Annotated in this window: 14 protein-coding genes; 8 read left to right on the top strand and 6 right to left on the bottom strand. The window is 38.8% G+C overall.

From position 1 onward, the window contains the following. Nucleotides 1–17 precede the first annotated feature (17 nt). From DUT68_RS15895 to DUT68_RS15885, 3 genes are all read right to left on the bottom strand, one after another. Nucleotides 18–470 carry a hypothetical protein gene (locus DUT68_RS15895; protein WP_113639205.1) on the bottom strand — a complete coding sequence of 151 codons (453 nt, stop codon included), beginning with the start codon at nucleotides 468–470 and terminating at the stop codon, nucleotides 18–20. Between the two features lie 107 nt (nucleotides 471–577). Beyond that, on the bottom strand, nucleotides 578–1,768 hold the full coding sequence (locus DUT68_RS15890; protein ID WP_113639204.1) for an ABC transporter permease: 1,191 nt from the start codon (nucleotides 1,766–1,768) through the stop codon (nucleotides 578–580). After that, on the bottom strand, nucleotides 1,765–2,427 hold the full coding sequence (locus DUT68_RS15885; RefSeq protein ID WP_306419627.1) for an ABC transporter ATP-binding protein: 663 nt from the start codon (nucleotides 2,425–2,427) through the stop codon (nucleotides 1,765–1,767). Before DUT68_RS15885 ends, DUT68_RS15890 begins: the two co-directional genes overlap by 4 nt. 559 nt (nucleotides 2,428–2,986) lie before the next feature. Between DUT68_RS15885 and DUT68_RS15880 the strand changes: the two genes are divergently transcribed. The 4 genes from DUT68_RS15880 (at nucleotide 2,987) to DUT68_RS15860 (ending at nucleotide 9,312) form a co-directional block, all read left to right on the top strand. Continuing rightward, complete coding sequence (locus DUT68_RS15880; RefSeq protein ID WP_113639203.1) at nucleotides 2,987–5,458, top strand: glycoside hydrolase family 31 protein; 2,472 nt, start codon at nucleotides 2,987–2,989, stop codon at nucleotides 5,456–5,458. A gap of 375 nt (nucleotides 5,459–5,833) precedes the next feature. Then, nucleotides 5,834–6,487 (top strand): ATP-binding cassette domain-containing protein, encoded by a 654-nt coding sequence (locus DUT68_RS15870; RefSeq protein ID WP_113639201.1) that lies wholly within the window; start codon nucleotides 5,834–5,836, stop codon nucleotides 6,485–6,487. 18 nt (nucleotides 6,488–6,505) lie between these two features. After that, complete coding sequence (glgB, locus tag DUT68_RS15865; protein ID WP_113639200.1) at nucleotides 6,506–8,509, top strand: 1,4-alpha-glucan branching protein GlgB; 2,004 nt, start codon at nucleotides 6,506–6,508, stop codon at nucleotides 8,507–8,509. Nucleotides 8,510–8,721: 212 nt separating this feature from the next. Further along, nucleotides 8,722–9,312 (top strand): hypothetical protein, encoded by a 591-nt coding sequence (locus DUT68_RS15860; protein ID WP_113639199.1) that lies wholly within the window; start codon nucleotides 8,722–8,724, stop codon nucleotides 9,310–9,312. A 13-nt stretch (nucleotides 9,313–9,325) separates the two neighbouring features. Here DUT68_RS15860 and DUT68_RS15855 read toward each other — a convergent pair whose 3' ends face one another. Continuing rightward, the gene (locus tag DUT68_RS15855) at nucleotides 9,326–11,974 is read right to left on the bottom strand and encodes a CHAT domain-containing protein (RefSeq protein WP_113639198.1); all 2,649 of its coding nucleotides are present in this window, start codon (nucleotides 11,972–11,974) and stop codon (nucleotides 9,326–9,328) included. 225 nt (nucleotides 11,975–12,199) lie between these two features. Here DUT68_RS15855 and DUT68_RS15850 point away from each other — a divergent pair, with 225 nt between their 5' ends. Continuing rightward, nucleotides 12,200–12,877 (top strand): DUF4397 domain-containing protein, encoded by a 678-nt coding sequence (locus DUT68_RS15850; protein WP_113639197.1) that lies wholly within the window; start codon nucleotides 12,200–12,202, stop codon nucleotides 12,875–12,877. Between the two features lie 35 nt (nucleotides 12,878–12,912). On the opposite strand, the gene DUT68_RS15845 is transcribed toward DUT68_RS15850, so the two are convergent. Both DUT68_RS15845 and DUT68_RS15840 read right to left on the bottom strand, forming a co-directional pair. After that, nucleotides 12,913–14,226, bottom strand: a complete 1,314-nt coding sequence (locus tag DUT68_RS15845) for an MFS transporter (protein WP_113639196.1) — start codon at nucleotides 14,224–14,226, stop codon at nucleotides 12,913–12,915. Between the two features lie 77 nt (nucleotides 14,227–14,303). Beyond that, entirely contained in the window at nucleotides 14,304–16,619 is a 2,316-nt protein-coding gene (locus DUT68_RS15840) for a sensor histidine kinase (RefSeq protein WP_198659612.1), read from the bottom strand. A 342-nt stretch (nucleotides 16,620–16,961) separates the two neighbouring features. Here DUT68_RS15840 and DUT68_RS15835 point away from each other — a divergent pair, with 342 nt between their 5' ends. The 3 genes from DUT68_RS15835 to DUT68_RS15825 all read left to right on the top strand — a co-directional run bounded on the left by DUT68_RS15835 (nucleotide 16,962) and on the right by DUT68_RS15825 (nucleotide 22,222). Continuing rightward, nucleotides 16,962–17,528: an RNA polymerase sigma factor gene (locus DUT68_RS15835; protein ID WP_113639194.1), complete on the top strand. Its 567-nt coding sequence runs from the start codon at nucleotides 16,962–16,964 to the stop codon at nucleotides 17,526–17,528. Nucleotides 17,529–17,605: 77 nt separating this feature from the next. Continuing rightward, nucleotides 17,606–18,736 (top strand): FecR family protein, encoded by a 1,131-nt coding sequence (locus DUT68_RS15830; protein WP_113639193.1) that lies wholly within the window; start codon nucleotides 17,606–17,608, stop codon nucleotides 18,734–18,736. 129 nt (nucleotides 18,737–18,865) lie between these two features. Then, a complete protein-coding gene (locus DUT68_RS15825; RefSeq protein WP_113639192.1) occupies nucleotides 18,866–22,222 on the top strand; it encodes a SusC/RagA family TonB-linked outer membrane protein in 3,357 nt (1,118 codons plus the stop codon). Nucleotides 22,223–22,230 lie beyond the last annotated feature (8 nt).

The raw sequence follows: 22,230 nt of genomic DNA, 5'->3' as shown, positions 1-22,230 counted from the left end.
TTATGTTATTGATCAACCTATTTGATCACCTTTCCATTAATTAAGGATATTGGAGAAGCATCTAACGCATTAGCGGTACTTAGCTTTAAGGTCCCACGAACCTTAATGGTTTGGTAAGTGAATTTGGTGGGCTCAGCCAACTGCACCTCAACCATAATAGGAACACCATTTTTTCCACAGTAAAAACACTGGTTAATAGGCAAGGTAGAAAGCATAAACTTCGTTTGTTTCATTCCATCCTTAATTGGCACAATGTATCCTTCCAATTCAAATGGCTTACCAGCACGTTTTTTAATATCGTTGTTAAAAATGGCATACATTTCACTATCGTCTTTTGCCATTTTAAATTCTACATCGCCTATCACATCCCAGTTGGCTGATACAATTTGATCGCTTGGATCGTGTTGAGCGCTTACCCTATTAATTCCAAAGCCTGCTAATAATAAAAATAATACCGTTAGTTTTTTCATGTGTGTTCTTATTGTTTTCGTAGTTACGAGGTCCGAAGCATTTCTAAAAAGTAACTTCTAGCTATGATAAAATTACTTCTCGCCTCCGTAATGACTCTTTATTCTTGTTAGTTCTCTGCTAAAATTTTTGAAATGTTAGAACGATATGCCTGAATAGCCGGAATAATTGCTGCTAAAACGCCAATCATCAACCCCGCCCCTAATAAATAAAATTCCTCCTTAATAAAAATCAAGCCACTCATTTTAGCCTGACTGCTTTCCTGATAAGTGCCAATTAAATGTAATATGCCATGTCCAAAAGCCACGCCAATTATCGCACCTATCACTGTCAAAATTAATCCTTCTAAAATGATTAACGAAAAAAGTTTAGTTTTTGATGCACCCAACGTTCGCATAATTGCCAAATCGTAACGTCTTTCTTTTAAAGAGTTGTACAAATTCACAAAAACACTAACTGCCGCAATTAGCATAATCAACAAAGCAAACCATTGCAACGTATCAACTCCCACTCCTATCAAGGAAAACAAACGGGTACTTTCCTGTGCCGGACTGGCAGCTTGCATGTTCGTCGTTTGATTCACCATCATTGGAAACATAGCCACAGCCATCGGCGAACGGTATTGGATTAAAAGCGAAGTGTATTCTCGCTCTTGGTCGTGGTCATGTGTATCTTCAGCATGTTCATCGCCATGCATTCTCCAAACACTGCCTATACCCGTTAAAATTAGGTTATCAGTAACATTTTGTTGAGGCGTTAAAATACCAACCACTTTGTAAGCATGATCTTTGTGTTGATCGTTCATTTCTGTTAAACCATGCCCGCCAAAAAAGGTATCTCCTACTTTTAATTGCTGTGCATGAGCTACATTTGCACCAATTGTGGCTTCCATGTCGGCTTTCCAAAACTTCCCTTCCTGTATTTTTAAGCCATAAAGGCTGATGTAATTGCTATCGGTTCCAACAATGCGCACACCATTGTAATTATCGCCCAAGGCTAAGGGTACTGCCTTTTTCACAAAAGGATTGCGCATTAGCTTTTTAGCTTCGTTCATGGGAATATTTCCAGTCGGAAAATCGATATAATAAATACTGCTCAATATCAATTGCAGCGGACTGCCTTTAGCTCCCACTACCAAATCAATATCTTTAGAATTTTTGGTGAGCTTATCTTCAATTTGTGTAGATGCCAGCAGCAGAACGGTTAAAATAGCTGTACCAAAGGCAATCAGTAAAATGTTAAGGGCCGCGTTTAATGGCTTCGACCAAATGTTTTTCCAACTTATTCTAAACGGGCTCATGCTAAACTGTAGGTTAAGTTAAACGCATCTTTTACTCTTTTATCATGCGTGGCTACTACCAAAGTAGCTTGGTTAAGTTCCGATTGCTGTTTTAACAAAGCCAGTACTGCTTCCGCGTTTTTATCGTCCAAGCTTGAGGTTGGCTCATCAGCAATGAGCAAAGTGGGTTTATTAATCACAGCCCTAGCAATAGTAACCCTTTGCAGCTGTCCCTGGCTCAGTTCCTGCGGATAAGCATTTCTTTTGTGAGCCATATCTAAGGAAGTCAAAACCTCTTCAATACGTTTTTGATTAGTGCGCAGTCCGGCAAAACGCTGCGCCAACATTAAATTTTCGGCAATACTCAAACTTTTAATCAAGTGAGGTTTCTGAAATATAATGCCAATGTGCTGTCCTCTAAACGCATCCAACTTTTTAGATGTCAACTGGTATAAATCCGTGTTGTTGATATGCACTTTTCCACCCGACGGCTTTAGTAAACCAGTCAATATATGTAACAAGGTAGTTTTTCCACTTCCAGATTGTCCTAAAAGCAACCATTGCTCCGCATCGTTAACTTGCCAATCGGCAAATTGCAACGCTGGGGAGTTACCGTATTGGTGTGAAACTGATGAGATAGAAATCATGTAATCAATTACTGTGTTCCACAAAAATAACATAAGCGTTTGGATAGTAAGGGATGAATGTGTAAAGTATTTGCGACTATCGATCAACGGATTTGATTTTATCGTTTGATGTCACTTTTTGAAAACTATTTTTTCGAAATCTTTGCGGTTAAAAAAACTTAATTTAAATGCAAAGGAAAAAAAGAAATCGCAAAAGACTCCAAGCTCCCAACTTTGCGTGCTCTGCGCAACTTCTAAAATCTTTGCGGTTAAAAAAACTTAACGCAAAGAAAAAATAAGAAACCGCAAAGAACGCCAAGCTCCCAACTCCGTGTACGCTACGCAACTATCCGAAATCTTCACGGTTAAAAACATCCTTAATTTAAACGTAAAGGAATCAAGTACAACTCAACCAACAACTGATCTTATCCAAATCAAAAGCATTTAACATCATCAAAACTACTTCGTGTAAAGTGTACACTACAATTAATTTGCCTTGTATCTCATTTATTATATATTTACAATATCTTTTACATCTATAAATAAACACAACAGTTAACAAACAAATGATTAAACGGGCGGTTGTATAACCGACTGAAAGTACACAAGTAATATGGCAGAGGAAACGAACAACGACGTAGAAATTACAGAAATACATAACAAAGAACAATTTGAAGAAGAGGTAGTACAGCATTTAAACAATCCTGTTACCGACTTAAAACCAATTGTTAAAGAATACCTAACATCAGTAAAAAGCGTAAAAAAAGAAGGCAACAAATTTTACTTCTCAGATGGCGATGCAATTGTTGAAGTACGTGTAGTGAGCGACGAGATCATCAGGGTACGTTTAGCGCCACACGGCGTTTTCTTGGCTGATTTCTCTTATGCAGTGGAGCAAGTAGACAAAAAAGTGTCGACTTTTAGACTTGAAGAAACTACCGATGCTTATTTAATTTCTACCAACACCATTACCTGTAAAGTAACTAAAGCTGATTTTTTAATCTCCTTCGCTGACAACATTACGGGTTTGGTAACAAGTGCCGATGCTTCGCCAATGCACTGGGAAGAAAATGCGGAATTTGGTGGATTCTATGTTTACGCCACTAAACAATGCCAAACAGAAGAAAACTTCTTTGGCTTGGGCGATAAATCAGGAAATATGAACCTACGTGGTCGTAAATTCCAAAACTGGAATACTGATGCCTACTCTTATGGTTGGGATCAGGATCCACTTTACCGCACCATTCCTTTTTACATGGGTATCAATCAAGGCCAAACCTATGGCGTTTTCTTCGATAATACTTTTAAATCGTACTTCGATTTTGGAATGGAAGACAACGCTAAAACCAGCTTTTGGGCTGATGGCGGCGAACTTCAATACTATTACATCCATGGTCCACATATGATGGACGTAGTGAAACGCTACCAATCATTAACGGGTACGCATCAACTACCACCAAAATGGGCAATCGGCTATCATCAATGCCGTTGGAGCTATTATCCAGAGAGTAAAGTACGCGAAATAGTGGACGGCTTTAGGTCGCAAAACATCCCATGCGATGCCATTTATTTGGACATTGATTACATGGATGGCTACAGATGCTTTACCTGGAACAAAAAATACTTCCCGGACCCTAAAAAGATGATCAAAGATCTATCAAATGTGGGGATGAAAACTGTAGTGATGATTGACCCAGGAATTAAGGTAGATGACAACTATTGGGTTTTTAAGGAAGGGAAGGAAAATAATTATTTCTGCCGCAGAAGTGATGACTACTTCATGGAAGGTCATGTTTGGCCAGGGCGTTGCCAATTCCCAGATTTTACCAACCCAGAGGTAAGAGAATGGTGGGGCGGTTTATATAAGGAATTGGTTGACATGGGCGTTGCCGGCTTCTGGAACGACATGAACGAACCTGCAGTTTTTGGATCTGGAACCTTCCCTAACGATGTTCGCCACAACTACGATGGCTACCGTGGTTCGCACCGTAAAGCACACAATGTTTACGGTATGCAAATGGTACGTTCAACTTACGAAGGCCTAAAAAAATTACAGCGCAACAAGCGTCCATTTACCATTACTAGGGCCGGTTATTCAGGTATGCAGCGTTATGCTTCCGTTTGGACTGGCGATAACGTGGCAACTTGGGAGCACCTAAAAATTGCGAACATCCAATGTCAGCGTATGTCTATCTCTGGTGTGCCTTTTTGTGGAACAGATATAGGTGGTTTCAGTGGCGAACCAGACGGCGAATTATTCACCCGCTGGATACAGCTAGGCGTATTTTCACCATTCATGCGTGCCCACTCCGCTGGTGATACACGTGAACGTGAGCCATGGAGTTTCGGCGAGCCATTTACTTCGATCAACCGTAAATTCATCGAGCTGCGCTACAAGTTAATGCCTTACATCTATTCGGTATTTTGGGAACATCACCGTTATGGATTCCCGATGTTAAGGCCATTGGCAATGCTAGAACAAGAAAACATTGCTAACCACTATCGCCAAGATGAATTTACCTTCGGTGATAAAATATTAGTTTGTCCTGTTTTGGAACAAGGTGTCTCATCTAGAAGAGTATATCTGCCAAAAGGAAAATGGTATAACTACTGGACATTGGAGCTATTAAATGGTGAAAATGAGTATGTAGTAGATACGCCTTTAGACACCATGCCATTATTTGTACGAGCAGGAACAGTAATGCCAGAATATCCGGTAATGCAATACGTTGGCGAAAAGCATATTGATGAAGTATGGTTGAATGTGTATTATGCGGATTATGAGGTAAACTCGTTTATGTATGAAGACCACGGCGATACTTTCGCTTATGAGCAAGATATCTACTTGGAGAAGAAATTCAATGTAAAAGGTGATGCCAACAGCTTCAACATCGAACAAACCATCGAAGGTTTATACACACCAACTTACGAGCTTTACGATTTCCGCATTATTGCGCTGCCATTTAAAGTAGCTAAAGTTTTTGTAGATGATAAAGAAGTAGTTGATTTCATCATCAATGAGCGTGGTATTTTACGCTTTAAGTCGAATAAAAACTTTGCTAGGATCAATATCATCAAAGGATAGCAATCCCAAATCGCCGTCATTTCAATCGAGTGTAAGTTCAATTTTGAAATGACGGCATAAATTAATTGAAATGTATCAGAAATTTAAAACGCTCTACCTGCATCATTTCAAACTTGTTTTTACTTTAAACTTTGCCTTAAGTTTATACTTTGCCAATTTGTTTTACCTAAAAGGATTCGACAAAGTAAATCTGTACAACCTAGCTTTCGGATTTAAGCTTTTAGGTTATGCCACTACGATAGCCATCGAAAAGCTATTTTTTAATCGGCGTATTTTTTACTACTACAATTTGGGCATTAGCTACCGAAAAATATTAAGCATTTTCTTTGCCCTGGAATTTAGTCTTTTCTTGTTTATCTTACTTTGTTGTTGGTTATGGATCAGCTTTTCATAGATAGTGTACAACATAGTTTTGGGAGCAAAGTGGTATTAAGCAATGTTTATTTAAAATGTGATGTTGGCGAAATTGTTGGCGTTTTAGGCCGTAACGGCAGCGGAAAATCTACCCTACTAAAGATAATTTTTGGCGCCATTAGCCCAAACCACAAGCATTTAAAAATTGACGGCCAACTGGTTGAAAAAGGGTTTTTAACTCAGCAAATAGCCTATCTACCGCAATCATTTTTCATCCCTCCATACATTAAACTGAAGGTTGCTTTAGCACTTTATACGAACTTTTATCGCCAGCAACTCTTAGATTTAGCCATTATCAAAAATCAGCTCAACACTAAAATTGCTGAACTTTCTGGCGGATCAAGGCGTTTTGTAGAGGCTTTACTCATCATTTACAGCAATGCTAAATTCGTATTATTAGATGAGCCTTTTTCACAATTATCGCCACAGCTTATCGAAGAGTTGAAAATCCATATTAAAGCGATGCTGCCGTATAAAGGTTTTATAGTTACTGATCATTACTATCAGCAAATTGTCGACATTTCTTCACAAATAGTGTTAATCAATCATGGTTGTAACTACGCCATTAACACAAACGAAGATTTAATTCTTCATGGTTACCTGCCCAATCGTTAAAATTTATTAGTTTTAAACATGCCAAGTAAAAAAACCTCAGCAACGGTAAAAAAAAGCAAAACGACAGCGAAGCCCGCAAAAAAAGAAGTCAAAAGCACTTCTTTTGAGCAATTTCAATTGCCGGTTTGGCAGCACTCGCTTTTTACCGAATTTGACATTTCGCTTTTTCTTTTAGGGAAGCACTTCAGGCTTTACGAAAAAATGGGTGCACATATTTGTGAAGTTAATGGCGTAGTTGGAGTTTATTTTGCGGTATGGGCACCCAACGCACAAAAAGTTTGTGTAATGGCCAACTTTAATGGTTGGAACAGGGAAAGTCACTTACTTTACAATCGCTGGGACCAGTCTGGCATTTGGGAAGGCTTCATCCCCCATGTTAAAAAAGGCGAAATCTACAAATATTACATCAAAGGTTTCGACGGCGCTGATTTGGAAAAAAGCGACCCTTATGCCCTCCACGCCGAGCACCCACCGCATAAGGCTTCCATTGTGTGGGATACCAATTACCAATGGAAAGATAAAGCTTGGATGAACAAGCGGGAGAAAAAGAACTCACTTGACCAGCCTATTTCTGTTTACGAAGTTCACCTAGGTTCATGGCAGCGAGATCCCGCTAATCCGGAAAGGGTTTTAAGCTATGGCGAAATTGCGAAAACGTTGGTGCCTTACGTGATAAATATGGGTTTTACGCATGTTGAATTTTTGCCGGTAATGGAATATCCGTACTACCCATCTTGGGGCTATCATGTAACGGGGTACTATGCTGCGAGTTCTAGGCATGGCTCACCGCAGGACTTAATGTTGCTCATCGAAGAGTTTCACAAGCAAAATATCGCTGTAATTTTAGATTGGGTACCTTCACATTTCCCTGGAGATGCCAATGGTTTATATCATTTTGATGGAACCCATTTATATGAGCATTCTGATATGCGAAAGGGTTTTCATCCCGACTGGAAATCGTACATCTTTAACTATGATAGAAATGAAGTCCGTTCCTTTTTGATTAGCAATGCCATGTTTTGGTTGGATAAATATCATTTGGATGGCCTTCGTGTTGATGCTGTTGCATCTATGTTATATTTTGATTTTAGTAGAAGTGAAGGCGAGTACGGATTAAATGAACACGGTGGAACAGAGAATTTAGGAGCAGTTAAGTTCCTAAAAGACATGAACGAAGCCGTTTACGGTAATTTTAAGGGCATACAAACCATTGCCGAAGAAAGCAGCACTTACGACGGAGTTACGCGACCAGTTTACGCAGGTGGTCTAGGTTTTGGCATGAAATGGATGATGGGCTGGATGAACGATACGTTGAAGTATTTTAAGCTCAATCCCATCAGCAGAAAGTACCACCATCACCAACTCACTTTTAGCCTCACTTACGCCTTTACAGAGAACTTCATGTTGCCGCTCTCGCATGATGAGGTGGTACATGGCAAATCGCCGATGATTTACAAGATGCCGGGTGACGAGTGGCAGAAGTTTGCGAACCTACGTGCACTGTACAGTTACATGTGGACACATCCAGGAGCCAAATTGCTTTTCATGGGCGACGAGTTTGCGCAAACTTCCGAATGGAATTGTTTTGAATCGCTTAACTGGGATTTGCTGCAATATGCCCCACACCAAGGCATGCAGTTGTTAGTAAAAACATTAAATGAGCTTTACACTACTGAACCTGCGCTTTATCAGCATAATTTTTCATACGAGGGTTTTGAATGGCAAGAAGCCGATGATGTGGAGCAATCTATTTACGTGTACCAAAGAAAGGGTAAAAAGGCAAAAGACACTTTGATAATCGCAATTAACCTTACCCCTGTTTACCGTGAAAACTACAGAATTGGTGTTCCTGCAAAAGGCAAATGGACTGAAATTTTCAATTCCGATAGCGATAAATTTGGCGGCAGCAACAAGCTTAATCAAGTTCAAACCACTGAGGACATGGCTTGTCAGCATCAGCAACATTCTATCTTAATCAATATACCACCGCTGGGCGTGAGCATTTTCAAAAAAATGAAATAGTTTACACGTGCCTATAATTTTTTAGTTGTTTATTGAGTAAAGTTTTTCGCGGGCTGTGTAAATATATTCACTCTTTATAATTAATTATTTCAACGTATTTTTTGAAAAACAATCCATTTATTCAATTTTTAATTACTTTTAGGTAATTAGTAGATAGCGTAAAAAATTGTTACGATTTTTGTACTAGGGAATATATCCATCATCTACCACCTATGGAAGTATTTTCTTTAAACACTGATATTCCTAAGGGAAAATCATCAACACGTTATGGTCTTTTGAGCGTTTTGCGCACAAGAGCAGTTAAAAATGTTGGCCTTTTCAAAATAGGGTTAACCGCTTTAGTTTTCGGCCTTGCATCAATATCTTGGCAGTTTTGGAAGTCAAACCTTTACGATGATGGACTTAATGCCGAAAAAATAGTCAATGTACTTAAAAGCAGAAAATCAAAAGATTTCATACTGGCTGCCAATTATTACACCAATGGCCAAAAAATTGAAGCTACAGAAATTGTATCGCAACATTACAAAATGAACCCAAATGATGTGCAGTTGGCGGTGGTGTATGCCCAGATGCTGACCTCAGATGGCTATTTTCATGTAAGCAGGTGCGTACTGAATTCGGTTTTCTCAAAAGCGAATTATCAGCAGAAGGGAGAAACTGCATTTTTGATGGCAATCACCTACTTAAAAGAAGAAAACTATCAAGACTGTAAGCTTTGGCTAACAAAAATCGATAAACAAAGCTTATGCTACAAACAAGCACAACAGCTCCTAATCAAAATTAAACCATTTGTTAGCAGCTAAACCACTCACTACCTCAATTCATTGATTTTCTTTTGGTGTAAATGAAAGCGCCTAGCCCCACCGCCGCCGATGCAAAAATTGCGATAAGTAGTGCTTTCCAATTTGTTGGTTCGCTGATGTTTATTTCTTGATTTTTTCCGATGTAAATTAGGCTATCCCAGTAGTAAGGCAACAATAGCGAATTACTGGTTTTTTCGCTCTTCATCCAATTTAGCTTAGCCTGCTGCAATGCAACAACTGGATTTTTGTGCTTTTTTAGATAGCGATAAAAACTAGCCGTAATAGTTGCTGCCGCTTCATCGTTCACATTCCATAAACTTGCAATGGTTGCTGCGCTACCAACTGCGTTAAATCCCCTAGCCATACTAATAATACCTTCACCATTGGCCAATACACCATCCGCAGTTTGGCAGGCGCTCAATACAATCAAGTTAGGTGCATTGGTTTTATTTGCCAACTCAAATAAGTAAAACTTTTCTTTGCCAAAATCTAAGGTAGGTTCATTATTACTTCCAGAAAGATAAGCATGTGTACCAATGTGCATCACCTTACTTTTAGCAAATAGTTCATTAAAGTCTTTTAACTGCACTTCTCCGTCGAACAGAAATTTACCTGCTACCTGCTCCCTAATTAAGTTGGCCTCCTTTTCCATATATTTCAGCTCGGCTTTATCACTTTTACTATGCGTTAAAAACAATCCAGAAAATTCATCGCCGGTTTGAGTATGGTTTTGAGCTTGTAGGGTTTTAATCGAGAAAGCATAATCAACCAAATTACTTTTTATTAAAAACGGCCAATTGGCAATATGATCAGAAAAATGTGGCTTGCTAATTAGACCATCAAACGAGAGGTAGCCTAATACACCATCTGGAATAATGGTGATTTGCTCTTTATTTTTAACTTTCAGCGGTGCAAATATGAGGCGATAAATGTGATGAGAAGCAGTAAAAAAGCCTTCGGGATCATTCATCATCGCTGCCGGACCCTGATGAAAATAGGTTTGAACAAAATTACCTATGGCAAGTTTAGTTTTCTCTGCATTAGCAATTTTAATTACGCCAACTATTTGATTTTGATTGATGTTGACGATGTAAGTATTATGCTGACCGATAAAATATTCAATAAAACGATGTGGCGGCAGCTTTTTTAAATCGATATCGGTATCTGTTGTAGGCAAGTATTGATGTTGCTTAGCTAATGTTTTATTCACCAGTGACAGGTCAAACTTTAAATCATCGATGGTCTTGCTTAAAGTTGGATCTGCTTTCTCTAAAAGCTGTTTTTCTAAATAACTGATTTCTCGTTCGAGGCGTTGTTTCTTAAGAAAATTACTATCCTTCTTAAGATTTTTGGATAATAACCTTTGGTTGGCTTGGATTTGATCCAATAAAGTTCTGGCTTTGCTTTGTTCTGCAAGTGCCAAAATATGATGCAAATAGCTGCCATCACCAGTTTTTTGATACAAATTGTAGCAAATATCAATCCCTTGCTCTACAATTTTTTTCAAATCGCCCTGCAACCTTTCCTTGGTTTTATCGGCTGCAAATTCATTCCTAATCTTATCGGCAGTGAGCAAACTTAAATCAATATAATTTAAAGCTAAATTGGGTTCATTTGATTGCAAATGAGTTTTAGAGAGCATCAAGAAAACATCTACCAACATGTTATCACCGTAAATACGGGACTTTAAAATTTGGCCATTTTCATCAACAATACCCAAGGTAGACAAAGTTTTTTTAGCATAAATACCAGCCTTTTGAAGTTCCAATTGAGAGGCATAAACGCTGGCAATTTTTGTGTACAAATTAGCTCGCTCCCTTACCCTGGTTTGCAAAAAATAATGATTAAGCAATTGTAAGGCTTTAAAGTACTGCTGATTGGCCAATTTAAACTGATCCAATTTCTGATAAATATTTCCAGAGGTAGTGTAAGCGCCCATTAGCCAATAAGCGGTTTCGGCATTTAGCGCTTTTTGTTGTTTGATATTGTCGTTGATTACAGCCGCAGCTTCCCCAAACTTCTCATCATCATATAGCACTTCGGCTAAAATATTTTTCAGCATAACAGTTACCTGTGGGTTTGGCTTTAAGGATAATCCTTTATTAAGCACCGAATAGGCATCAGTTAAACGCCCCATGGAGCGGTAAGAAATTCCCATGTTGGCGTAAATTGCTGCTATTTCATTTTTATCCGTACTAAATGCGATTCCTTGTTTTTGAAGATATAAAGCCCGTTCGTAATCTCCCAAGCGGGTATAATTGTTACTCAAGGGTTTAAGCACATACTCCGCAATGTTGTAACTGAGCACTTGATTTTTACGGAAGAAAACCAGGGCATTTTCGTATGAATTTATTGACCCTAGAATGTTTCCATCCAACAATTGATAATAACCTAAAGTACTTAGTAGATTAAGCCAAGCAAAATGTTCATCTGCATTTTTAGTCGTTCTCCAAGCCTGCTTTTGCGCTTTAATGATCAACTGAGTAGCAGCTTTTGGTTGGCTATTCGCTCGGTCTAGCTGCTCATAAATCCAGTTGGTTAAATCATTATGTGCCTTTAAAGTATCAAGTATTGAAAAACGCTTATCGCTTTGCGCAAACGTAAAGATGCCACCGTGAAGCAGTAAAATTAGAACTACAAATTTGAATAATTGACGGCGCATTGCTTCTAAAATACAAAAAAGAGCAACTGATTTTTAATTCCGTTCAAATTAACCAACGCAGCGTACTTTTTTTGTTACAATAGGCTGAAATTTTTACAAGTACAAATACTTAAAAAGATTGCGGCAAATACGGTTTTTACCTACCAAAATCGTTGAAACAGCAATTAAAGTTAGATAACGGCATTTTTTTTGGCTTAGCTCAATCACATTAAACTAAAATGAGTCATGAAAATAAACACTAACTTTTTAACCACCCGCTTGGCTGTAGCAGCTGCCGTGGTATTATCAATAACCTCTTGTAAGAAAGATGATGATAATGAGATGATGATGAATACTCAAGTATCATTTGTGAATACCGTGGAAGGTTCGGCGGCACAAGATGTGTACATTAACGACTTGAAAGTAAACACATCAGCAGTAGCATACGGCAGTGCACTAACTGATATTTCTACCACATCAGGAAGTAAAACGATTGCCTTCAAAAATAGCGGATCAGCAACAGTTACGGCTTCGGCTAATGTTGATGCCAGCGCTAATTCATCACAAACTGCGTTCTTGGTAAAACAAGCGAATGGTAGTTTAGCGGTAAGCACTTATGCTAACGATAACACAACTGCCAGCGGAAAAGCCAAAGTACGTTTCATTAACGTAGCACCAATGTTAAGCAGCACCATTAACGTAGCCACTTCAACTGGCACCAACTTGATTTCGGCACTTGCATTTAGAACGGCATCTGCATATCAAACTATCGACGCTAATACGAACTTAAATGTAACTATGTCTGGTTCGTTAGAAGTAACTACCATTGCAGGCTCGGAATTACAAGCCGGTAAAATTTATACCATTTGGTTCGACAGTTCGACAACTACGAAAGCAAAATATCACATTGTGGTACAAAAATAATGAAGAGCGGCTGAGGCCGCTTTTTTTATTCCCTCTCATTCCAACATTGAATTTCGCTTTGTATCTCTCATAAAAATGTAAACAACCAAAGAAAATGCGATACATGCGGTGATATACCAATAATAGTAAACTTCCACTCCCTGCTGCTTAAACCACAGCGCAACATATTCAGCCGAACCACCAAATACTGCAACGGTAATTGCGTACGGCAATCCAACGCCTAAAGCACGGATATGTGTGGGAAACAACTCCGCTTTAACAACAGCATTAATTGAAGTATAACCCGAAACGATAATTAGCGCCACGATGAGGTACATAAATGCCTCCCACATATTTTCGGCGCCGCTTAATCCCTGCAATAAAGGCACTGTGCCTAAGGTTCCGGCAATGCCAAAACCCAACAACAAAGGTTTTCTGCCAATTTTATCGGATAAAAGTCCAAACAAAGGTTGCAAACAGGCAAAAATAAAAAGGGAAACAAAGGAAATCAATGTAGATTCCTGCTTGGTTAAATGAACGGTATTCACCAGAAATTTTTGCATGTAGGTGGTATAAGTATAGAAGGCCAAAGTACCTCCTAATGTTAGCCCCACTACTACAAGCAATGCTTTGGGGTGTTGCAGCAATTCTTTCAAAGAGCCTTCCTTTTTTAGGGTTTCATTATCAGCAGGCTGCTTGCTTTGTTGAAAGGCATCAGTTTCGTGTAAGCTCCGGCGTAAATACAAGGCTACAATGGCTAAAGCAGCGCCAATTACAAATGGGATACGCCAACCCCAACTATGCAAATCGGCTTCTGAGAGGATAAATTTTTGTAAAATCAACTGAATGCCGAGTGCTGCAAGCTGGCCACCAATAAGGGTTACGTACTGAAAGCTCGAATAAAACCCTCTCCTATTAGGCGTGGCCATTTCGCTTAAATAAGTGGCAGAAACACCGTACTCGCCTCCAACACTAAGTCCTTGCAATAACCTAGCAATTAGCAGAATAAGTGGAGCGGCTACACCAATGCTTTGGTAAGTGGGTGTTAAAGCAATCAGCAAGGAGCCAAACGACATGAGCAATACAGACAATGTCATTGCTTTCTTGCGACCAATTTTATCGGCGATGGAACCGAAAAGCCAACCGCCAATAGGCCGCATTAAAAAACCAACAGCAAAAATACCCGCAGTATTGAGCAACTGTGCCGTTTGATCGCCATTTGGAAAAAACGAAGCTGAAAAATAGATGGCAAATGCAGCATAAGCATACCAATCGTACCACTCCACCAAATTGCCGATGGAGCCACCAATAATGGCTTTAATTCTGTTAGAAACTGATAATTCCTTATTACCTAATTGATGTTGTGACATATTTAACGATTGTGATGCCACAAGTTAAAAAGGTTTTTGAGGAATTACACTAGAACTTGGCCTTTTAAATGTGACAATTAATTAAAAATGATGCGGAAGGTAGTGCCCTCGCCAAGTACGCTGGTCACCTCAATGCTATCGCCCATGGCCTCTATTTGATTTTTGGTGATGAATAGTCCAAATCCACGGGCATCACTATTGCCATGGAAAGTTTGATTCAAGCCAAATAATTTTTCTCCATTTTTGGCGAGGTCAATACCTACTCCATTATCGCTAATACTAAAAATATAACCAGTGCCGTTTGGCTGGCAATCAATTTTGATTATTGGCGTACGCAAAGCATGACTGTAACGTAAAGCATTAGATACTAAATTCAGCAAAATACTTTCCAGATAAGCCTTATTGAAATACACAAAAATATCATTAGCTACAGTATTGATGATGGTTGCGCCTTTACTTAATATTTGTGCTTCCTGCGTATGTATGGCATTGTTTACATATTCTAACAAGTTTAGCGGTTCCTTCACTAAATTAATGCTGGTTTGAATATTTACTATCGCATTTAGGTTATATAAGGTATCATTTAAATTAATCACTACTTTACGCAACAGCTTAATCATCTCATTTCGTTCCTCGTCAGTTTCAGCATTGCTAATTAAAGCGCTAATACCGTCAATGTTACTAGCATGCGAACGCAGGTTGTGCGAAACGATGTAGGAGAAATTAAGCAGGCGCTTATTTTGTTCGTTCACTAACTCGTAAGATTTATGTAAGGTATCTTCAGCTTGCTTAATGGCCGTGATATCCATCATAATTCCCCGGAGTTTTTGCGGCGATTCCAAATTAGGCACAATGTTTACGCTGTCCCTAATCCAAACGATAGAACCGTCTTTTGCAATCATTCGATACTCATGCTCATGGTGCATTTTCCTGAAAAGCTCACGCTTCAGATATTCCGCTATCCTTTCCCTGTCTTCTGGATACATTTTTTCGAAGAAGAAACCAGGCTTAGCCGCCCATTCTTCGGGTGTGTAACCTAAAATATCAACTATCTTATTACTGATAAAAGTATTGGTAAACTGCTCATTTACGGAAGCTTCCCAAACAATTCCCTCAATAGAGTTTACTAAATCCTCGATATGTTTTTGTGAAGCGATGATCTGCTCTTCGTAAATGATTTGCTGCGTAATGTCATCCACGATGATGATGTGGTTATCCGGACTTTCTCCTACTTCCCACAGCGGACTAACGATAGCATTTGCCCAAATGAGCTGTTTATCTTTGTTTACATATCGCCTTACCGATGAGAATTGCCTGATTTCGCCATTTCGAAGCCGCTTGAAATTTTTTGCATCAGCGGCCAAATCATCCTCATGGATCAGCGTTTTTATTTTCTTTTTATTGAGTTCTTCACGGGTATAGCCTAAAAGGTTACACAGGAAAGCGTTAGTTTCTAAAAATTCGCCTGTAATAGAATTTACCCTACCAATGCCGATGGCAGCATTATCAAAAATAGTTTTATACTTATTCTCGGCATCAATCAGCATATCGCTTTGTTTTGCCAGCGTTGCGTAAAGCTGAGCTTGTTTGTTCAACAAACGCAATAGCAAATAAGATGACAAAAAACTTAGGATGACACCAAATATCAGCAATGCGATTAAAGAATAATCCGTATAAATGCTACGGGTATCGGTCAAATAAATTTTCCAGTCGCCTTCTTCAAATCTGCGTGTTTCAAAAGTATTGTGTGTTTGATCAGCACCTTCTAAAAAAAATTCTTCTTTCCCATCTAGGGGATCAATTTTCGAAAACTGGAACCGATAATATGGATACTTGCTATTATCGATACCTGCAGCTTTTAAAAGTTCGTTAAGCTTAATGACAACTGCCGAAAATCCCCAAAGTTTTTGGTTGATAAAAATAGGAAGCCTTCCAACAACCCCTTGTCCGCCTTGTACTAAATTAACTGGCCCCTGAAAATAAATCCTACGTTTGGCTACTGCTTTTTTAGCAGCTAGCTGATTTTGTATGCCCGTTTTTAGCACATTGAGTCCAATGGCACGCTCATTTCCTTTTAAAGGATACATGTATTTGATTATGCCATTTGGGGCTAACTGTACACCTTGCAGATAAGGATTACCTCGATATATTTCAGCAGCTATTTGCTCAAAATTTTGAGGATTTCCTTGCTTATCCACCGTAAGCGCTAAAGTTAAGGTGATATTTTGGCTCCCCTTTAACAATTGCCCAAGCCTAATTTCTACGCTTTCTAGCATTGCTATGGCCTCTCGTTCGCGGCTTTCCTTTATGGTGGCATATCGTTGTAAGCCTATTAAGCAGATGATGCCAATAAGAATAATGAAAAAAAATGATGCAGTAAGTTTGGGGTTCAAAACAAACCAGTTAATTTTTGTAGGCTTTTGTCGAACAATCATTTAGAGGTTACTTTATTAGATTGGTGCAAACTTAATTTTTTGTATATAAACAAAAAATGGAATTCATCATTTTCAGGCAAAATAAGATTAAGAAATGATTAATGAAAATGACATATAACATTTTTGTTACTTTTTAACAATTTCTGGCTTCAAAATCCAGCAACCAAACATCAATCCATTTTAAAAGTTTGATGATTTAATACAACTTTTATGTTAACTTTGGCTAACAACCACGCTCAAAACTATTTAACTACTTATAAGGCATGGATACTTCGGTGTCCGTAATTTTTATTGCTAACCATGTTATCCTATAGCTCGTTTTCGGACGTAGAACTTTTGGAATTGCTAAAGAGTGAAGATACCGCAGCCTATACTGTTATTTACAATCGGTATTTTCATCCACTTTTTATTCATGCGTTACAAAAGCTAAACGATAAAGAAGAAGCTCAGGATATTGTTCATGAGCTATTTGCTCAACTATGGAATAAACGTAGTGATATCCAAATCCATACCAACTTAGCGGCATACCTTTATAGCAGTATAAGGAATAAAATACTTGACCATATTTCAAAAAAGCAGGTTAGGGATAAATATGTTGACTCGCTACAAGGTTTCTTAAACAGCGATTACAACATTACCGACCATAGGATCAGAGAGAAACAATTGGCTGCACTGATTGAGAAAGGCATTGGGCAACTGCCCAGCAAAATGCGTGAAATTTTTGAGTTGAGTAGAAAAAAATCTCTAAGTCATAAACAAATTGCAGCACAACTTAACCTGTCAGAACAAACCGTTAAAAAACAGGTTAACAATGCCTTACGGATACTTAGAACTAAACTAGGCACCATGCTTTTCTTAGTCGTTTAATTTTTTTTATTTTTTTTATACCCCCTAAGCTAGCGCTCTCCGTCTTGTAATATAATAAGGTAAAGATTCCTTAACATATGATGAATAGCACTGAAGCGGAAGAACTACTTAACAAATATGCCTTGGGAAATTGCTCTGAGCAAGAGCTGGAGCAGTTACATACTTGGTATGTGGAAGAAGCGCTAAATGAAGTTTCTATCACCGCAGCGGAAGTAGAAGATATTAAAAACAACATCTGGCAAATGCTACCTGTACATCAGGATAGCGGTACGGTAACAGCGCCTTTATTTTCGCCAATTTGGATTAAGCGCTTTGCTGTTGCAGCAAGTATCTTGTTGTGCGTTACCCTAGGCTACTATTATTTCAATAGAAAAAATACTAACACTACTCAACTGGCTAAACAAGAAGTAATTGTACCAGGCGGCAACAAAGCGGTACTTACCTTAGCTGATGGAACAAAAATTGATTTGGCAAAAACCACTAACGGATTGCTTGGTAATGACCATGGTACAAGAATTGTTAAAACCGATGACGGTACCATCTTTTATGGTGACGACAACAGCGACAATAAAAAGGTGGTTTGGAATACCTTGAGTATTCCGGTTGGAGGCTACTACAATGTAACTTTAAGTGATGGCACCAAAGTTTGGCTTAATGCTAAGTCGAGCTTAAAATATCCAACGGATTTTAGAGACAAAGAAAGAATCGTGACCTTAGACGGCGAGGGTTATTTTGAGGTTGCCCATAACCCAAGCAAGCCTTTTAAAGTAATTACAGCAACGCAAACTGTAGAAGTTTTAGGTACGCATTTTAACATTAATGCTTACACCGATGAAACATTTACAACTACTACCCTATTGCAAGGCAGTGTAAAGATACTTGCCGCCGGCCAACAACAACTACTAGCACCAAACCAGCAGGCTAAACTTAAAGACAATAAAATTAATATCACCAGTTGCGATGCCGAAAATGCGGTAGACTGGGTAAATAACGATTTTGTTTTTGACCACGAACAATTGGCAAGCATCATGCGCAAACTCTCTAGGTGGTATAATGTGGAAGTTTCTTACCCACCAAGTGTTGCCAACTTGGAATTTAACGGATCCATTTCTCGAACAAAAAACATCACACAAGTGCTAAAATACATGGAATTAACTGGAGTAGTAAAGCTTAAAGTAGAAGGAAGGAGGATTACTGTAATGCAATAACAATATATTTTACGCTACGGTAATCCAAAAAAAAATCCAGAGATGGTCGCAACACCTCTGGAAAAATTTAGGCTTACTGTTTGAAATTTTGACTTAACTAACTAACAACACCTAAACACAAACAAATGTATGAATTTTCACATGACATTTAAAAATGGTCGTGATGGCCATTTACATGCCAGAATTCTGTTAAAATTGAAACTGACCTTAATCATCTTAACCACGGTAATTCTACAAAGCAGTGCGGCTGGTTTTGCGCAAATTACCGTTAATGAAAAATCTGTTTCGCTGGAGAGTATCTTACAAAAAATCCGGAAACAAAGCGGCTACGACTTTTTTTACAGCACAAGTATGTTGAAGAATACCAAACCAGTATCTATCAATGTTAAAAATGCTCCTGTAGAAGAAGTGCTAAAAATTGCCTTTAAAGATCAGCCTTTGGCCTACACTATTGATCAAAAAGCAATTATTTTACGCTACGCCAAGGAACAATCATTGGTTTATGAAATTGCATTTCAAAAGACCATTACTGGAAAAATAACCGATGAACGAGGTGGGCCAATCCCTGGGGCATCCATTAGGGTAAAAGGCTTGCCAACGGCACCAATTGCCATCAGCGACGGCAATGGTAATTTCATGATTTCTGCCACCGAAGAGCAAACATTGATTGTAAGCTTTATTGGCTACGAAACGCAGGAAATACTACTGAAAGACAAAAAAACACCCTTGCTTATCAAACTAAAAGAAAAGGAAACCACCATGAAAGATGTGGTAATTACCGGTACGGGCATCAATAGAAATAAAGATAGCTTTACAGGTACAACGGCAACTTTTAGCGGCGATGACTTAAAAGCAATTAGCAATAACAACGTCATTCAGGCTTTAAGAACTGCCGACCCGTCGTTCTTAGTAATAGAAAATAACTTTGCTGGCTCCAACCCTAACGTAATGCCAGTAATTGAGGTGCGAGGAAAGAGTAGCATCCCAAGTGCGACGTTGCGAGATCAGTTTGGTAACGACCCAAACCAACCGCTATTCGTATTAGACGGTTTCCCTACGTCCTTACAAACCATCGTAGATTTGGACATGAACCGCGTAGCATCAGTTACCATATTAAAAGATGCCGCATCCACAGCCTTGTATGGCTCGCAAGCATCGAACGGTGTAATTGTAATTGAAACGGTAAAACCGAAACCGGGCGAGTTAAGATTTACTTACACTCAGGATTTCAGATTAGAAATGCCAGATTTAACGGCTTACAACATGATGAATGCTGCTGAAAAGCTTGAGTTTGAACGTTTATCTGGAAGATATAATGCTTCGGAAGCTAGTCCGGGTTTGGTAGTTGATTTAGGTAACTTATATGCAAAGCACTTAGCCGCGGTACAAAAAGGTGTAGATAGCTATTGGCTTAGCGAACCTTTGCAAAATGGTTATTCCACCAACTCTTCTATCAACGCATCAGGCGGCGACAATTCTTTCACTTACAACGTAGGGATGAATTACAGGACTGGTCGCGGTGCCATGATTGGATCAGGAAGGGACAGCTACAGTGGCAGCATTAACCTTACTTACCGGAAAAATGCAATCAACATTAACAATATTACCTATATCCGAGGCAACAAAACTTCAGAGTCAAACTATGGTTCGTTCGCTAATTTCGTTAATGCAAATCCGTATTTTGAAAAAACTACCGAGAACAGGTACTTAGAGGTAAGCTCGTTAAGCAATGGAGCTACAAATTATGTAACAAACCCGCTTTTTGATGCCACGCAACCTCAGTACAACAATTCTAAAAATACCGAGGTACAAAACAATTTAAATGTGAATTACGACATCAGTAAAGCATTTAGATTAACCAGTGCACTACAAATTACCAAAGGCAATACGAGTAGTAAAACCTACAAATCGCCGGATATGAGCGACTTTTTAGATGTGCCGCTATTAAGAAAGGGAAAATATACGGATAACCGAGTTGACAATTTCTCTTACCAGGGCAACTTGATGCTTACCTATTATAAAACCATCAAAAAGCACAACATTACAGCTAACTGGCGCAACACCATTGCCGAAAATAGAAATAGTGCTTATGCTACAGTTGCTGAGGGTTTCCCAGAGGGAAGTTTAGGAAATCCGAGGTTTGCTTACTCGTACCTTTTAAATGGAGCTCCTACTGCATCAAGCGGTGTTTTTAGAACGCTAAACTCTGCCATATCAGCCAACTACTCATTCGACAATAAGTACTTGTTCGATTTTGTTTATCGTATTGATGGCTCAACTGCATACGGGCGCAACAAGCAGTTTTCGCCTTACTATTCCTTCGGTTTAGGATGGAACTTGCACAACGAAAACTTCATCAAAAACAAAAGCTGGATCAACTCGCTTAGGCTTACCGGAAACATTGGTATAACAGGTAATCAAAACTTTGCCAATATCAGTTCAATTTCTATTTACAGCTACAACAGCAACACCAATTTCAATCAGTTTGGACAAGGTGTGAGTTTAGATTTGTTGGGAAACCCCGATTTGGCTCCTCAAAAAACAAGACAAATCAGTACATCATTAGATTTCAATTTATTCAAAGGCAGATTTGTAGGATATATCAACGCGTACAACAAAAAAACAAACCCGCTAATTGTACCTGTTGATCTTCCTTCGTCTACTGGTGTATTCAGCTATCCGTATAACGTGGGCAGTTTAACTTATCAAGGTTTAGAAACCAAGTTAACTTTTTTCCCGGTTTATAATTTAGCACAAGGCTTTACGTGGAATATTGGTTTAACAGCATCAAGCTACAAAAGCAGATACGACGGTTTTGGCAACATCCTTAACACGCTAAACAAACAGCAAGAAAATAGCAAAAATTTAATTCGCTATATCGATGGAAATAGTGCAGAAGCAATTTGGGCCATCAAATCATTAGGTATTGACCCAGCTACCGGACGCGAAGTATTCTTAACTAGTGACGGCCAATACACTTTTGATTATGCTACAGCAAATATTACCAACGTGGGCAACACAGTTCCATTTGCTGAAGGCGTAATTTCTACCGGGCTGCGTTATAAAGGTTTCAGCTTTGCTGTTGGTTTCCGCTATCGTTTAGGTGGCGATGTATTCAATACTGCCTTATTTAACAAAGTGGAAAACATCACTTTCACCAATATTGCCAACAATCAGGATAAACGTGCTTTATATGATAGATGGAAAAACCCTGGTGATGTGGTGCAGTTCAAAGGCATTTCTCAAACTACTGCTACACAAATTTCATCGCGTTTTGTGCAGAAAGAAAACACCTTAAGCAGCGAAACATTAAACATTGGTTACACTTTCGATAAGCAACCTTGGGTGAAAAAGCTGGGCATGCAATCGTTGATAATTAACGCCTTGGCTAATGATTTCCTTTACTTATCAACCATTAGGAGAGAAAGAGGTATTGACTATCCATTTGCACGAACAGTATCTTTTTCATTGCGAGCATCATTTTAAACCATTAC

Origin of the sequence: Pedobacter zeaxanthinifaciens (assembly GCF_003313335.1) — a bacterium.
Taxonomy (GTDB): Bacteria; Bacteroidota; Bacteroidia; order Sphingobacteriales; family Sphingobacteriaceae; genus Pedobacter; species Pedobacter zeaxanthinifaciens.
The sequence above is the reverse complement of the archived record's forward strand: the minus strand, read 5'-3'. Positions and strand labels throughout refer to the sequence as shown.